Here is a 15295-nt window from a genome sequence, read left to right as displayed (position 1 = left end):
CACCGTGGCGCGAGGCCCCAGTTACGCCAGGTGCCCTATCCACCAAGAGTGAGGAAGCACGAATGAAGAAGTCACTCCGGTTCGGCTCGGCGATCGCCCTTGCGGCCACCGCGTCGCTCACGCTGGCATCATGCGGATTCGGCGGAGGTTCCGGCGACGAGGCAGATGGCAAGACCACCATCGACATGCTCGTCCCGAGTTACTCCGACAACACCCAGGGACTCTGGGAAGACGTCATCGAGGGCTTCGAGAAGGAGAACCCCGACATCGCCGTCGACCTCCAGGTGGAGTCGTGGGACAACCTCGAAAGCGTGATCACGACGAAGATCCAGGGCGGTGAAGCGCCGGACATCTACAACGGCGGCCCCTTCGCCGGCTTCGCCGCCGACGGCTTGCTCTACGAGGCTGAAGACGTCGTCTCACCCGAGACGTTCTCCGACTTCCAGGACTCCTTCATCGCCAACGAGCAGGTCGACGGCGTCACCTACGCACTGCCGCTCATCGCCTCGGCTCGCGCACTGTTCGTGAACAACGCGCTGCTCGAACAGGCCGGCGTGGCCGCGCCGCCGAAGACCTGGGACGAACTCCTCGACGCCGCGACGAAGGTCTCGGCGCTCGGCGGCGGCATCGCCGGTTACGGCATGCCGCTCGGCTCCGAAGAGGCGCAGGCCGAGGCGGCCGTGTGGCTCTGGGGCGGCGGCGGCACCTTCGGCGACGCCGAGGCGATCACCGTCGACGACCCGTCGAACCTGCCGGGCGCCGAGCAGATCAAGAAGATGATCGACGCGGGCGCGACCCAGGCCGACCCGGGGTCGACCGACCGTTCGCCGCTCATGGACATCTTCATCCAGGGCAAGATCGGCATGCAGGTCGGCCTTCCGCCGACCGTCGGACAGATCGAGGAGGGCAACCCCGACCTCGACTACTCGATCGTGCCGATTCCCACGCAAGACGGCAGCCCCATGACCGTCGGCGTCGCCGACCAGCTCATGGCGTTCACGAACGACGGCGACAAGCAGGAGGCGATCACGAAGTTCTTCGACTACTACTTCACCTCCGACGTCTACGTGCCGTGGGTGCAGACCGAGGGCTTCCTGCCCACCACCAAGTCGGGCGCCGAGGCGCTCGCCGGCGAGGAGGCGCTCAAGCCGTTCCTCGAAGTGCTGCCCGATGCGATGTTCTACCCGAGCACCAACCCCGACTGGCAGGCGACGGATGGCGCGTTCAAGGCGCTCTTCGGACAGCTCCAGACCAAGGGCGCCCAAGAGGTCCTGACCGAGATCCAGGCCCAGGTCGACGCGGGTTAGCCCGCGCAACCGCTCGCAACACCCGGAGGGATCGGTGACCACCGAAATCATGAGCACCACATCCGATGCGTCTCAGATCTCCGCGGGGGCGGCCACCGGCCGCCCCCGCCCCGGCGGGCTGTCCGTCGAGCCCGACAAGCCGTCGAGCTCGGGCGGGCGGCGCCCCGGCGTACGGCGTCCGGGTGGGCGAGACCTGGTGGCCGCACTGCCCTGGATCGCCCCGGCGCTCCTGCTCATCCTCGGTGTCGTGCTGTTCCCGGCCGCCGTGATGTTCTTCAACTCGACGCGCGACATCTCGCTCTCGGGCATCGACAAGGGCTCCGTCGGCCTCGACAACTACCTCGAGGTGTTCTCCTTCGCGTACTTCTGGCCGATCTTCGTCCGCACGATCGTGTGGGTCGTCGCGGTCGTGAGTGCGACCGTGGTGATCTCGCTCGGGCTCGCCCAGATCCTGAACAAGGCCTTCCCCGGCCGCCGCATCGTGCGGCTCGCGGTCATCATCCCGTGGGCCGCGAGCGTCGTGATGACGACGCTCGTCGTCTACTACGGCCTCGAACCGTACTTCGGCATCATCAACACCTTCCTCGTGGACGTCGGACTCGTCGACACCCCCGAGGGCTATGGCTGGACCCGAAATCCGGCCACCGCATTCGGCTGGTCGATCGTGATCGCCGTCTTCGTCTCCCTGCCGTTCACGACCTACACGATCCTCGCGGGCCTGCAGACGGTGCCAGGCGAAGTGCTCGAGGCCGCCAAGATGGACGGCGCCGGCCCCGCGCGCACCTATTTCGGGGTCGTGCTGCCGCAGCTGCGCGGCGCGCTCAGCGTCGCGGTGCTCATCAACATCATCAACGTCTTCAACTCGCTGCCGATCCTCAGGGTGATGACCGGTTCGATCCCCGGCTACGACGCCGACACGATCATGACGCTGATCTTCAAGTACATCCAGAACCAGCACAAGGTCGACGTCGCGAGCGCCCTCTCCGTCGTCGCCTTCCTCATCGTCATCGTGATCGTCGCGGTGTACGTGAAGGTCGTCAAGCCCATGCAGGAGGTCTGACCCGTGGCCGTGACCGCACCCGCGTTCGAGACGATCGCGCCGCCCGCGGCATCCGTTCGGAAGCGCCGCTACACCGAAGACCAGGTGCCGATCGGCAAACTGCTCACGCGCATGCTCGCCGGTCTGGTCGTGCTCGTGGTGTTCGTGCTGCCGTACACGATCATGTTCTTCGGCTCGGTCAAGACGAAGTCGCAGATCCGCTCGGTCGACCCCACCTACTTCCCCACGGAGTGGCACTGGGAGAACTACCTCAACATGTGGTCGACACCCGAGACGCCGCTGCCGCAGAACCTCGTCTCGACGATCGTGATCTCAGTGTGCGCGACGCTGCTCGTGCTCGCCGTCGCGATGCCGGCGGCGTACTACACGGCACGGTTCCGCTTCCCGGGCCGCATGGTGTTCCTCTTCCTCGTGATCGTGACGCAGATGCTGCAGCCAGCGGTGCTCACCTCGGGCCTGTTCCGTCAGTTCGTGGCGCTCGACCTCATCGACACGTGGGCGGCGATGATCCTCGTCAACGCGGCGTTCAACCTCTCGTTCGCCGTGTGGATCATGCACTCCTTCTTCGCCGGCGTGCCGAAAGAGATCGACGAGGCGGCCCAGATCGACGGCGCCGGGCGCCTCACGGTGCTCTTCCGGATCCAGTTGCCGCTCGTCTGGCCGGGCATCGTGACCGCGATCGTGTTCACCTTCGTGGCCTGCTGGAACGAGTTCGCCGCGTCGCTCGTGATCCTCTCGACCGCCGGCAACCAGCCGCTCTCGGTCGCCCTGACGAAGTTCGTCGGGCAATACGAGACGAGCTGGCACTACGTGTTCGGCGTCTCGATCGTGGCGATCCTCCCGGTCGTGGTGCTCTTCATGCTCATCGAGAAGCGCCTCGTCGGCGGCCTCACGGCGGGCAGCGTCAAGTAGGCGGTGACGGATGCCGCGGCATCCGTTTTCTCGTACCGACCGGGCGCACTCGCAACGGACCACTGGCTCATGCTCCCATCGAGGGCTAGAGTTTGGTCGAAGGGATCGGCCATGGCTCGCCCGCGACACGTCACCATTTCCGTGTTCGTCGCGCTCCTGCTGCTCAGCGCCTGCGCTCCTTCCGTCCCGGGCGAATCCAGCCGCACCGCCACTCCGAGTCCTTCCACGCCAGAGGCGAGCGAGAGCCCAGCCGCGCCGGAGAAACTGGTGCTCCCCAGCTGCGATGACCTCTTCCAGGATTCGACTGAGGCGGCGCTCACTGCCGGGGGACTCGAGCCGATCGGCGACACGAGCGGTCCGGGACAGGGCGGCTACGGAGCCTCCGATCCGTCGCTCCAGGCAATGATCGAGGCCAACGAGAGCGTGAGCTGCACTTGGGTGTTGCCCGGGAGCGAGCGAGGCCTTTCGACATCCGTCACGATCGCCTCGGACTCTGACAGGGAGGCGGTGGCGGCCGCGCTGCTCGCCGCCGGATTCACCCACGCCAGCGCGGTCGGAGATTCCTACAGCATGGAGTCGGGTGGCGAGTACCCGCACACCGAGACTCACGCGCTGTACGAAGACTTCTGGGTCGCAACCGTGGACAGTTTCGGCACCGACGCTTCCCTCTACACGGAGGACGCCATGGGCACCGTGATTCAGCTCAACTCCTGACGGCTGCGAAGACCATGCCGCGGCACATCCGCCACTGGGCCGCGCGCGATCAGGCGGCGTCGGGCGCCGTCGTCCAGAGCCCGAGGACATTGCCCTCGGTGTCGCGGAAGTATCCGTAGTACCCCATGCCCGGTATCGCGCTCTTCGCCTGCACGACGCTCCCGCCGAGCGAGGCGATCCGCTCGAGCGTGGCGTCGATGTCATCGACGTCGACCGTGATGATCGGATGCGTCAGGTCGCCCGTTCGTTCGAACATCCCGCCGTTGATCGCTCCCGGCTCGCGCGGCTGCTGGGTCTGCTCGTCGACGGGCGTCGTGACGACGTTCGTGTACTGCAACTCGGGCAGCACGTCGAGCTGCCAGTCGAAGGCCGCGCCGTAGAAGTCCCTGGCTCTGCCCTGATCGTCTGCCGGGATCTCGAAATGCACCACTCTGGACATCGTGCGTCTCCCCTGATCTCTCCACGGAGGCACGGCACACCCGTACCTGCGAGGGAGCCTAGCCCGAGGCGCCGTTCACGGGTAGGTCGATGTGGACGGTTTCGCCCGGGGCACGGTCGTCACCAGGGCAGGTCGCTCGAGCGGTGGAAGTTCACGCCGAGCTGCTCGAAGCGCTCGAGGAAGGTGACGAGGCGCGGGGCGAACTCGTCGAAGTCGCGATGGGCTCCGCCCGGAGCGGGCGACCATCCGATCTCGGCGAGGGCTCCGAGCCGGGGGAACGCCATGAACTCGACGTCCTCGATCGTGTCGATCGTCTCGGTCCAGAGCGGTCCCTCGATGCCGAGCACCTGGTCATCGCCGACGCCCTCGAAGATGCTGGCCGGATCCCAGTCGTAGGCGTCTGCGACGCCGTTCGAGCCGGCCCATTCGAGACCGAGCGAGTCGTCGTCGGGATAGACCTGATCGAGGTACGCGACGTCGGGCGGCGACAACACGATGGCGCCGCCCTGATTCAGGAAGGACTGCATGAGCTCGATGCCCTGCTCGTTGGGCTCGGTGTAGCCCCAATACTGACCGATCGTGCCGATGGGCAGCTCGTCGGAAGCACCGAGCTCCTGCCAGCCGATGGCGGTCTTGCCCTCGTCCGCGGCGATGCTCGACGTGAGCTCCATGAAGTACGTGTACTCGTCATCGGTGTATCCCGAGACCTCGTCGCCGCCGAGGTGCAGGTATGGGCCGGGAGCCAGCGCGGCGAGCTGCCGGATGACGTCCTCCGCCAGGCGTTCCGCTTCGCCACTGGTCGGGCAGAGGGAACTCCCACCGCCGGCCATGAGCGTGTGCGGCCCCGGGGCGACTCCGTCGCACGTGAGCTCTGGGTATGCGGTGAGCGCTGCGTGGGTGTGGCCGGGCATGTTCGCCTCGGGCACGATCATGACGTTCCGCTCCGCTGCGTAGTCGACGATTCCGGCGAACTCCTGCTGCGTGTAGAAGCCTCCGGGGTTCCCATCGACCTCGAACAGGCCGCCCACTTCGGTGAGCAGCGGCCATCCCTCGATCTCGATCCGCCAGCCCTGGTCGTTCGCGAGGTGCAGGTGGAGGGTGTTGATCTTGAGCATCGCGATCTCGTCGATGAATCGCTCGACCTCGAGCACGGAGAAGAAGTGCCGGGCCACGTCGAGCATCACGCTGCGGTAGGCGAACCGCGGATAGTCGTTGATCTCGACGGCGACGACCTCGAGCGGATACGAGAGCAGGTGTCCGTCCTCGACGGCCGCGGGCAGGAGCTGTCGCAGCGACTGCATGCCGTTCGAGAGCCCCGCGGCCGTGGCGGCGCCGATGCGGACGCCCGATTCATCGGCTCTCAGCCGGTACCCCTCGGCGGCGTGGCCATCGGGTGCCTCGTCGGCCGCGAGCACGAGCGCGATATCTCCGGGCTCAGCCGCACCGCGCACGATGGGCAGCTCGAAGCCGCTTGACGGGCGCAACAGGTCGGCGAGCTGCCGGGCGACGGGTCCCGCTTCCCGTGGATCGCCGTCGATCATGATCCGCGCGTCGGAGTCGAGACGGAACGCATCGCCCCGAACTCCGATCACCTCGACGGGTTGCGGCACGACCGAGATGGCGGGCGCAGGTGGGGCCGCGATCAAGGCCGCTCCCGCCAACCCCGTAGCTGATGCCATGAGCATCGCCGCAAGTACCCATGCCGTGCGCCTTTTCACCGTGTTCAGTTCCCCTCGATGGTGTCAGGTGAGTATATGCGGGGTCATCGGGAGAAAGCGGGGAACGTCCCCGGTTCGGAGCGGCCGTGCCCACGGCACCCCGGCCACCCGGTGGTACGAGACGCCGAGCGTGTCGAGGTGCGTGCCGAGCGCGGCGAGGCGAGCGGCGAAGTCCACTTCAGAGCGGGAACCGCCGGCCGCCACCGACGGCGACCACGCGATCTCCGCGATCGCGGCGACGCGGGGGAACACCATGAACTCGAGCTCGGGCACCGTGGCGATCGTCTCGGTCCACAACGGAGCCTCGATGCCGAGGATGTCGGACTCGCCGATGCCCGGCACGATGCCGACGGGCTCCCACCCGTACGCCTCCTCGAGGCTCGTCGGGCCCTTCGCCCAGTCGAGGCCGAGCACGGCACCGAGCGGCCCCTCGGGATCGTCGGGGTACTTCATGTCGAGATAGGCGACATCGGCGGGGGAGAGGATGACGCGTCCGCCCTGCCCGACGAACGACTTCGTCAGCGAGACGGCGTCGCCCGCGGGCTCGACGAAGCTCCAGTACTGACCGATCGTGCCGGCGCGCAGTTCCCGGCAGGCCCCCATCTCGTGCCATCCGATGATCGTCTTGCCGGTCGCGGCGCCGGCCCGCGTCATCCGCCGCACGAGGTCTCGGAAGTCCGCCTCGGAGGTCGCGAGCGACTCATCGCCGCCGAGGTGCAGCCACGGCCCGGGCGTGATCTCGGCAACCTCGCGTGTGATGTCGGCGAGGAACCGATCGGTCGCCTCCTCGCGCTCGGGTGAGGCGCAGAGCGACGAGAATCCGACCTCGGTGCCCTCGTAGGGCGGCGGGGCGACGCCGTCGCAGTTCAGCTCGGGGTAGGCGCTGAGCGCGGCGTTCGTGTGGCCGGGCAGGTCGATCTCGGGCACGATCGTGATGAACCGCGCGGCCGCGTACTCGACGATGCGGCGGTAGTCGTCCTTCGTGTAGAAGCCGCCGCCGTGGCCGTCGACCGAGGTCGACGCGCCGATGCCGGTGAGCTCGGGCCACGACTCGATCTCGATGCGCCAGCCCTGGTCGTCGGTGAGGTGCAGGTGCAGCGCGTTGAGCTTCAGCAGGGCCAGCCGGTCGACGAGGTCGAGCACGTCGTCGACGGCGAAGAAATGACGGGCGACGTCGAGCATCGCGCCGCGGTAGGCGAAGCGAGGGGCGTCGGCGACGGATGCCGCCGGCACGGTCCATCCGCTCGCCGGCGCGCGCGCGGCATCCGCCCGCTCGATCTCGGCAGGGAGGAGCTGCCGCAGCGTCTGCGTGCCCCGGAACAGGCCCTCGGCCGTGTCGGCGGCAAGGCGCACGCCGTCGGCGCCCGACTCGAGCGCATAGCCCTCGATGGCGCGACCCGGCACTGAACCGATCCCGACGACGAACTCGAGGTCGGATGCCCCGGCCGCGCCTCCCACGACCGGCAGCTCGAAGCCCGTGGCCGCCCGGGCGAGCCCGGCGAACGTCTCGGCGACGGCCGCCGCGCCTTCGCCGCTCGCGACGAGGCGGGAGCTCTCGGTGAGGCGGAACGGCGTGGCGTCGTCGCGCAGCTCGAGCGACACGGGCGCGGGGATGATGCCGGCCATGGCGTCTCCGTTCTCTTGGGTCGAAGTGCACGCGCTCGCCGCGACCATGACGAGTGCAGCGAAAAGGAGTAAGACAGGAACCCTAACAAACATGGTGTGGGGACCATCCTGCCACACGCAGGCACGGCTCAAGGAAGGCGGCTGACGCCGCGAACGCGCCGCACGCTGTTCGCGACTTCGATCCGAACCGATGTCTCCGGGCCACCTCGAACCCTGTTAATGCAGTCCGATGCTGACGTAGTAGGTCTGTCCGTCATCCAGGGTGACGCCGACGCGATAGTAGTAGCCGCCGGACGGTGTCTTCCAGTTGTATCCGTACTGGGCTCCCTCGACCCGGTAGGTGCTGCCGCTGTCGGCCGTCACCGCGTACAGCGACTCGTCGACCCGCAGGCTCATCGAGGCACCCTTGGCGGGGGTCAGCCACACCGGTGCGGTATTCGCTTGCACGAGTGTGCCGCTCGCATTCTTGAGCTGGAACTTGACCGGGATGGTGCTGCCGCCCTTGAAGATGCTCGTCGATGTGCCGACCTGGTGAGCGGTGTCATTGATCGGCTGCAGGCATCCGTCGAACCGGTAGATCACCCGGTAGCCGCCCGATGCCGTTTCCACGTTGCCGGCGTTGTCCGTCGCCCTCGCGGTGTAGGAGAAGGTACCGACGCCGTTGGGTGTTCCTCCGGTGATCGTGACCACGCACGATCCGCCCAGGCCGGAGAAGCTGTCGTCGGCAGCGCAGGCCGCTGCCGGTACGGCACCGAGCGTGTAGAGACCACCGGCCACGTTGACGCCCGTGATGGTGGGCGCCTCCGTGTCGATGTTGATCCCGGATACCGTCGCAACTGCGGTGTTCCCTGCCTTGTCTGTCACCGTTCCGCTGGCCGAATTCGCACCGTTGGCGGTGAGGATCACGTTGTCGGGGCAGGTGGCCACACCGGAGCGGCCATCGGCGCAGGTGAAGTGAACCGTCACAGGTCCCACGTACCAACCGTTGGTGCCCTGGGTGCCACTGACGATCGCACCGCTGATGGTCGGCGCCGTTTTGTCGAGCTTGACGGTGACCGGGTCGGTTCCGATGTTGCCTGCGGTGTCCGTCGCCGAACCGACGATGACCTGCCCGTCCGTCTCGGTGGACACCGTCACGGGGGTTGTCACCTCTGCAATACCGGATCCCGCATCGTCGTCGTTGGCATCGAAGGTCACCGTGACGTCACTCTTGTTCCAGTCGTTCGCGTTGGGCACGGGCGACAGGGAGTGAGTGACCATCGGGGCGATGTTGTCCCACTTGAGAGCCACGGCGTTCGCAGCCTCCGAGTTGCCTGCGATATCGACCGCCCAGTAGTGCACGGTGCCGGCGCCGCTGCCGTCGAGCGGGACGCTGACTGTCTTGGTGGCACCTGCCGCTACCTGTTCTGCACCGCCGTCGATCCTGTAGTGGAGCTCCTTGACACCGGATAGTCCGGCTTGATCGGTGGCGCTCAACACGACGTTGGCGCTCGAACCCGTGCACCATCCGTTGGTCTTCGTGCACTGGTTGTCGGCCGTCGTGCTCGGGGCGGATCCATCGATGTTGATGCCGCCCACGGTCTTGCCCGCGCTGAGGTTGCCCGCCTTGTCGCTGGCCGGGTCGCTGGTGACGGCCTGGTCGGCGCCGTCGCCGGCGATCACCTCGCTGGTCGGGCAGGACGCCACCCCGGACAGTGCATCCGTGCAGGTGAAGTCCAGCACGACCTGGTCGCGGTACCAGCCGGCAGCATTCGGAGCCGTCGTCGGACCGCCCTCGACATGAGGCGCGGTGCGGTCGATGTTGATTCCGCTCACCGATGCCGTCTTCTTGTTCCCCGCCTTGTCGAAGATGCTGGCTGAGGCGCCCAGGTCATTGCCCTCGCCGCTGATCGTGCTGTCGGCCGGTTGCGTCGACGGGTCGATGCCCGAGAGTGCGTCGTTCCCCGTCCACTCGACCGTGACATCGCCGTTGTACCAGCCGGCGCCATTGGCATCGGTGATCGCCGCGCCGACGAGGGTCGGCGCGGTCTTGTCGATGTTGATGTGGTCGACGGTCGTCGAGTTCGCGTTGCCGGCGACGTCCTGCGTGTCGCCCTGGACCTGCTGGTTCTCTCCCTCGGTGCTGACGGTTCCATCAGGGCCGCAACCGGCGACTCCGGACTCGGCGTCGGTGCACGTGAAGGCAACGTCGACGTCCGTGTTGTTCCAGCCGAAACCGTTCGCCGCCGGTGAGGCAACGCCGACGATGGATGGCGCAACATCGTCGACATTCACGATCGTGGTCTGCTTCGCCTCGGCATTTCCGGCGAGGTCGACGCTCCAGTACGTGATGGTGTGGCTCCCCGTTGAGAGGTCGGCGGTGAACGGCTCGCCGTACGTCTGCGCATCGCCACCGTCGATCTGGTAAAAGGTCGTCGCGATGCCGGACTCCGCATCATTCGCGTCGAACGCAACCGAGATGCCGCTCGTGACGAACCAGCCACTCGCCGGCGAGATCGGGTTGATCACCGTCGTCACCGGCGGGGCGTCGTCGATCTTGAGCGTGATGCTGTTGACGGTCGTGTCTTCGGTGTTGCCGGCGGCATCCGTGCTCCAGAATGCGATGGTGTGCGTGCCCTTCTGGCTGAACGAGAAGGCGCCGGCGTAGAGCTGGGCCGTACCGCCGTCGACGGTGTAATGCGTCGCCGCAACGCCGGAGAGCGTGTCGTGTCCGGTCAGCGTGACCAGGACTGCATCGGCATACCAACCGCTCGCGAGCGGGTCGGGAACCGTCGCGGTGGTCGTCGGTGCCGTGCGGTCGATCTGGATGCCGTCCACCGTCGTGCTCGCTGTGTTCCCGGCGACATCCGTGCACGTGGCCGACGACGACAGGTTGCCGCCCTCACCCGTGACCGTGTCATCCACCGGCCCCGCTGCAACCCCAGACATCGCATCCGTGCATGACCAGAGCACCGTCACATCATCGGTATGCCAACCAGGTGAGAACACCCCGGTGAGGACCGGCGCCGTCGTGTCGACGTTGATCCCCGACACCCCGGCACTCGCGCTGTTCCCAGCCGCATCCGTCGCGGTACCGGTCGCCGACTGGTTCGCACCCTCGCCCACGACTTGGGCGGGCGACGTGGACGCAAGACCCGACAGGGCATCGTTCGCGGAGAAGCTCACCGTCACGTCATCCCGATACCAACCGGCACCGTTGGCCGCCCGATCAGCCGAAGCCGAGATCGTCGGCGCGGTCTTGTCGATACTCACCACGGCCGTGTCCGACGCGGAGTTCCCCGCGTTGTCGGTCGCGGTGCCCGTCACCTGCTGAGAAAGACCCTCGGACGACTTCGTCACCGGAGTCGTGCACGACGCAACACCGGAACCAGCGTCAACACACGCGAACGTGACCGTCACATCCTCGTTCGACCACGCACCATCCGAATACGTCAACGGCGTGAACGAGTGACCGATCGACGGCGCCGTCTTGTCGATCTTCACATGGGCCGTTTGCGCGACCTCAACGTTGCCCGCCCCATCCGTGCTGAAGAACGAGATCGAGTGATCTCCCTCGCTCGACAGCGTCACGCTCGTCCCGCTCTGCACAGCTCCGCCATCGACTGCATACGAGGTCGACGCAACTCCGGACAAATTGTCGGACGGCGACAACACCACCGTCACACTCTCATTCGTCCAACTATTCGACGACCCGCTCACTCCCGTCACCGGAGGCGTCCGATCCACACTCACCGGCACACTCGACGCCGTCGTCGTGTTCCCGGCCTTGTCCGCAATCGAGGCGCTCGTGGTCAGCGCGCTGCCCTCACCGGTGATCAGGCCATTGGCGGGCTGCGTCGACGGGTCGATCCCGGACAGCGCATCGACCCCGGACCATCCGATCGCGACATCGCCCTTGTACCAGCCGTTTCCGTTGGCCGACGTGGTCGGCGTGCCTGTCAGGGTCGGCGCAGTCTTGTCGATGCTGATGCCTGAGACACCGGCGCTCGCAGAGTTGTCCGCGTTGTCCACCGCGGTTCCGGCAACCGACTGGTTCGCTCCCTCGGTCGAGAGCACAACCGTGCCGCCACCAGTGCAGGACTTGATGCCGGAGAGCGCATCCGCGCAGATGAGCGAGACCGTGACGTTGGAGTTGTTCCAGCCTGCGGCGTTCGCGGCTGGAGCAGCGCTTCCAGTGATGGTCGGATTCGCCTTGTCGAGCTTGACGACCGCCGCGCCGGTGCCGCTGTTGCCCAGCCTGTCTGTCGCCGTGGCGTTCTTCGTGACTCCAGAGGTGCTCGTGTTCGCGTTCACGCTGTCCGAAGCGGGGGTGGGGCCGGAGCCGATTCCTGAGCCGGCGTCCGTTGCCGACCAGGCCAGGCCGACGTTGGCCCTATTCCAGCCCGCGGCATTTGCTGCGGGTGACAGGGCTGCGGTCACGACAGGCCCGGTGTTGTCGAGCGTGAACGATGCCTGCAAAGAATTGGTTTGGCCGGTGCATTTCCCCTGTGGGCTCACGTTGGGCGAGGCAGACACGGTCACTGCCTGGGCGCCATCGCCCGCACCGGCCGTCGTCGTGAAGGTCCAGCTCGTCCTTGTCGCGACAGATTGGTCGTGCGCGGTGAACGCGCCGGCGACATCCACACACCTGGTGTCGTTGCTCGTGACGACCGTGAGGGTGAGCGCACCACCCTGCTTTGCGTATGTCGTGCCGCCCGACGAGACGGTACCGGTGCCGCCGGTAAAGGTCGCACTCGTCACGCTCGACCCGAAGGCGGGCGCTGCACTGAGCATCGCCGCCACAACCGCTCCCGACGCGATCACGGAGAGCCAGCCGCGCGTGCGGCCCTCGCGAATACGAACTCGTCTCGTCGAATTGCCGCTGGAAGCGCGCATGAAAACCTCCGGGGACTGCGACGCTCGGGTACGCCACTTGTGCCCGCCCGAAGTCTGTTGTGTCGAGAAGACCAGTTCAATCCCCCGTTCATGGGGTTAAACGCGGGCGAAGCCCGGGTTACGCCCGACGGCGAGCGCGAGACCGCCGCCCGCGGCATCCATTGCTATGCTTGCGAGCGTCGCGACTGGCGTTGAGATGGATACCATCGGGGAGCGACTGGCACGGACCGACCGCACGCCTGGGCCGGTACGCATACCTCGGCGCTGGCGCGCGCGAGGCAGCACCCCACGTAGGTCCGTATGTCATGAAGGAGCCAGTCTTGGCCGAGTCCGTTTTCAATGCGCCGCTGTCCGAGGTCGATCCCGAGATCGCTGAAGTTCTCGAGCTCGAACTCGGGCGTCAGCGCAACTACCTCGAGATGATCGCGAGCGAGAACTTCGTTCCCGTCTCGGTGCTGCAGTCCCAGGGTTCCGTGCTCACGAACAAGTACGCCGAGGGCTACCCAGGCCGCCGCTACTACGGCGGTTGCGAGTACGTCGACGTCGCCGAGTCCCTCGCGATCGAGCGCGCGAAGTCGCTCTTCGGTGCCGAGTACGCCAACGTGCAGCCGCACTCGGGTGCCACCGCCAACGCGGCGGTGCTGAGCGCGATCGCGACGCCCGGCGACACGATCCTCGGCCTCGAGCTCGCGCACGGCGGCCACCTCACGCACGGCATGCGCCTGAACTTCTCGGGCAAGCTCTACAACGCCGTCTCCTACGGCGTCGACCCCGAGACCTTCCTCGTCGACATGAACGTCGTGCGCGACAAGGCGCTCGAGCACAAGCCGCAGGTCCTCATCGCGGGGTGGTCGGCCTACCCCCGCCACCTCGACTTCGCCGCGTTCCGCGAGATCGCCGACGAGGTCGGCGCGAAGCTCTGGGTCGACATGGCGCACTTCGCGGGCCTCGTCGCCGCGGGCCTGCACCCGAGCCCGGTGCCGCACGCCGACGTCGTCTCATCGACCGTGCACAAGACAATCGGCGGCCCCCGCTCGGGCTTCATCGTCGCCCGCGACACCGAGCTCGCGAAGAAGCTCAACTCCAACGTCTTCCCGGGCCAGCAGGGCGGGCCGCTCATGCACGTCATCGCGGCGAAGGCCACCGCTTTCAAGATCGCGGCATCGGAGGACTTCAAGCTCCGCCAGGAGCGCACCATCCGCGGTGCGCAGATCCTCGCCGAGCGGCTCACCGCCGACGACTCGCGCGCTGCCGGCATCGATGTGCTCACCGGTGGCACCGACGTGCACCTCGTGCTCGCCGACCTCCGCAACAGCCCGATCGACGGGCAGCAGGCCGAAGACCTCCTGCACGAGGCGCTCATCACCGTGAACCGCAACGCGGTGCCGTTCGACCCGCGCCCGCCGATGGTCACGTCGGGCCTGCGCATCGGCACCCCGGCGCTCGCAACCCGCGGCTTCGGCGACGCCGAGTTCGTCGAGGTGGCCGACATCATCGCGCTGGCACTCAAGGGCGAAGCGGATGTCGCGACGCTCCGCTCGCGCGTCGAGGCCCTCACGGCGGCGTTCCCGCTGTACCCGGGCCTCGAGCAGTAGGCGCGATCATGACCGCGATCACGCTCGACGGGGTGGCGACCGCCTCAGCCGTCAAGGGCGAACTGGCCTCGCGCATCCAGTTGCTGAAGGCGCACGGGGTCGTGCCCGGGCTCGGCACGCTCCTCGTGGGCGACGATCCCGGCTCGCGCTCCTATGTCGCGGGCAAGCACCGCGATTGCGCGGAGGTGGGCATCGAGTCGATCCGCGTCGACCTGCCGGCCTCGGCGACCACGGCCGACGTGCGCGCCGCGATCCGCGACCTGAACTCGGCATCCGAGGTCACCGGATACATCTTGCAGCTGCCGTTGCCCGCCGGGCACGACGAGAACGCGATGCTCGAGCTCATCGACCCTGAGAAAGACGCCGATGGCCTGCACCCGACGAACCTCGGCCGGCTCGTGCTCGGCATCGAGGGAGAGCTGCACTCGCCGCTGCCGTGCACGCCCGCGGGCATCGTCGAGATGCTGCGGCGCTACGACGTGCCGATCCGCGGGCGGCACGTGACGGTGATCGGCCGCGGGCTCACCGTCGGCCGCCCGCTCGGGCTGCTCTTCACGCGCAAGGGCCTCGACGCCACCGTCACGCTCACGCACTCGCGCACGCAGGACCTCCCCACCGAAGTGGCTCGCGCCGACATCGTCGTCGCAGCCGTCGGCGTGCCGCACCTCGTGAAGGCCGAGTGGGTCAAGCCCGGCGCGGCCGTGCTCGACGTGGGCATCACGCGCGTGCAAGACGAGGACACGGGCAAGGGCCGGCTCACGGGCGACGTCGATCCCGGCGTGGCCGAGGTCGCCGGACACCTCTCGCCGAATCCCGGCGGCGTCGGCCCGATGACCCGCGCGATGCTGCTCGCCAACGTCGTGAAGGCGGCGGAGCAGCGACTGCACCGGTAAGTAGCCGGGCGCTCGTACTTACAGTTGCAGTGAAACTGCAAGTACGAACCGAACACGGAATGCGGACGGATGCCGCGGAGGTGTCTGCGGCATCCGCTCTGCGTGAAGTAGTCGGACGATTGCTTACTTACACTTTAGAAGAAAGTGTAAGTATGA

The 15295-nt window shown here is 67.3% G+C and carries 11 protein-coding genes and 1 riboswitch; of the genes, 7 read left to right on the top strand and 4 right to left on the bottom strand.

Annotation, left to right across the window (positions count from 1 at the left end; genetic code table 11):
- Nucleotides 1-62: 62 nt before the first annotated feature.
- The 4 genes from J7E25_RS03810 (at nucleotide 63) to J7E25_RS03795 (ending at nucleotide 3993) form a co-directional block, all read left to right on the top strand.
- The gene (locus J7E25_RS03810; protein ID WP_214868120.1) at nucleotides 63-1307 is read left to right on the top strand and encodes an extracellular solute-binding protein; all 1245 of its coding nucleotides are present in this window, start codon (nucleotides 63-65) and stop codon (nucleotides 1305-1307) included.
- Between the two features lie 49 nt (nucleotides 1308-1356).
- Nucleotides 1357-2367, top strand: a complete 1011-nt coding sequence (locus tag J7E25_RS03805) for a carbohydrate ABC transporter permease (RefSeq protein WP_214868118.1) — start codon at nucleotides 1357-1359, stop codon at nucleotides 2365-2367.
- 3 nt (nucleotides 2368-2370) lie between these two features.
- Nucleotides 2371-3279 carry a carbohydrate ABC transporter permease gene (locus tag J7E25_RS18260; protein WP_215009329.1) on the top strand — a complete coding sequence of 303 codons (909 nt, stop codon included), beginning with the start codon at nucleotides 2371-2373 and terminating at the stop codon, nucleotides 3277-3279.
- Nucleotides 3280-3546: 267 nt separating this feature from the next.
- Nucleotides 3547-3993: a hypothetical protein gene (locus J7E25_RS03795; protein ID WP_214868116.1), complete on the top strand. Its 447-nt coding sequence runs from the start codon at nucleotides 3547-3549 to the stop codon at nucleotides 3991-3993.
- Nucleotides 3994-4042: 49 nt separating this feature from the next.
- Here the strand turns inward: J7E25_RS03795 and J7E25_RS03790 are convergent, their stop codons facing one another.
- From J7E25_RS03790 to J7E25_RS03775, 4 genes are all read right to left on the bottom strand, one after another.
- Complete coding sequence (locus tag J7E25_RS03790) at nucleotides 4043-4432, bottom strand: VOC family protein (RefSeq protein WP_214868114.1); 390 nt, start codon at nucleotides 4430-4432, stop codon at nucleotides 4043-4045.
- Between the two features lie 119 nt (nucleotides 4433-4551).
- Nucleotides 4552-6078 carry a beta-N-acetylhexosaminidase gene (locus tag J7E25_RS03785; protein ID WP_214868112.1) on the bottom strand — a complete coding sequence of 509 codons (1527 nt, stop codon included), beginning with the start codon at nucleotides 6076-6078 and terminating at the stop codon, nucleotides 4552-4554.
- 96 nt (nucleotides 6079-6174) lie between these two features.
- On the bottom strand, nucleotides 6175-7776 hold the full coding sequence (locus tag J7E25_RS03780; protein WP_251038772.1) for a beta-N-acetylhexosaminidase: 1602 nt from the start codon (nucleotides 7774-7776) through the stop codon (nucleotides 6175-6177).
- 216 nt (nucleotides 7777-7992) lie between these two features.
- Nucleotides 7993-11430 (bottom strand): OmpL47-type beta-barrel domain-containing protein, encoded by a 3438-nt coding sequence (locus J7E25_RS03775; RefSeq protein ID WP_374196189.1) that lies wholly within the window; start codon nucleotides 11428-11430, stop codon nucleotides 7993-7995.
- Here J7E25_RS03775 and J7E25_RS03770 point away from each other — a divergent pair.
- From J7E25_RS03770 to J7E25_RS03760, 3 genes are all read left to right on the top strand, one after another.
- Nucleotides 11411-12751: a hypothetical protein gene (locus tag J7E25_RS03770; RefSeq protein WP_214868107.1), complete on the top strand. Its 1341-nt coding sequence runs from the start codon at nucleotides 11411-11413 to the stop codon at nucleotides 12749-12751. The genes J7E25_RS03775 and J7E25_RS03770 overlap by 20 nt on opposite strands.
- 71 nt (nucleotides 12752-12822) lie before the next feature.
- A riboswitch (ZMP/ZTP riboswitch) is annotated at nucleotides 12823-12903 on the top strand.
- 68 nt (nucleotides 12904-12971) lie between these two features.
- Entirely contained in the window at nucleotides 12972-14246 is a 1275-nt protein-coding gene (glyA, locus tag J7E25_RS03765; RefSeq protein WP_285289788.1) for a serine hydroxymethyltransferase, read from the top strand.
- 8 nt (nucleotides 14247-14254) lie between these two features.
- Complete coding sequence (locus J7E25_RS03760) at nucleotides 14255-15139, top strand: bifunctional methylenetetrahydrofolate dehydrogenase/methenyltetrahydrofolate cyclohydrolase (RefSeq protein ID WP_214868105.1); 885 nt, start codon at nucleotides 14255-14257, stop codon at nucleotides 15137-15139.
- The last annotated feature ends 156 nt before the right edge of the window (nucleotides 15140-15295 follow it).

The sequence above is a fragment of the Agromyces sp. ISL-38 genome (genome assembly GCF_018613935.1).
Lineage (GTDB): Bacteria > Actinomycetota > Actinomycetes > Actinomycetales > Microbacteriaceae > Agromyces.
This window is presented reverse-complemented; position numbering and strand designations above follow the sequence as displayed.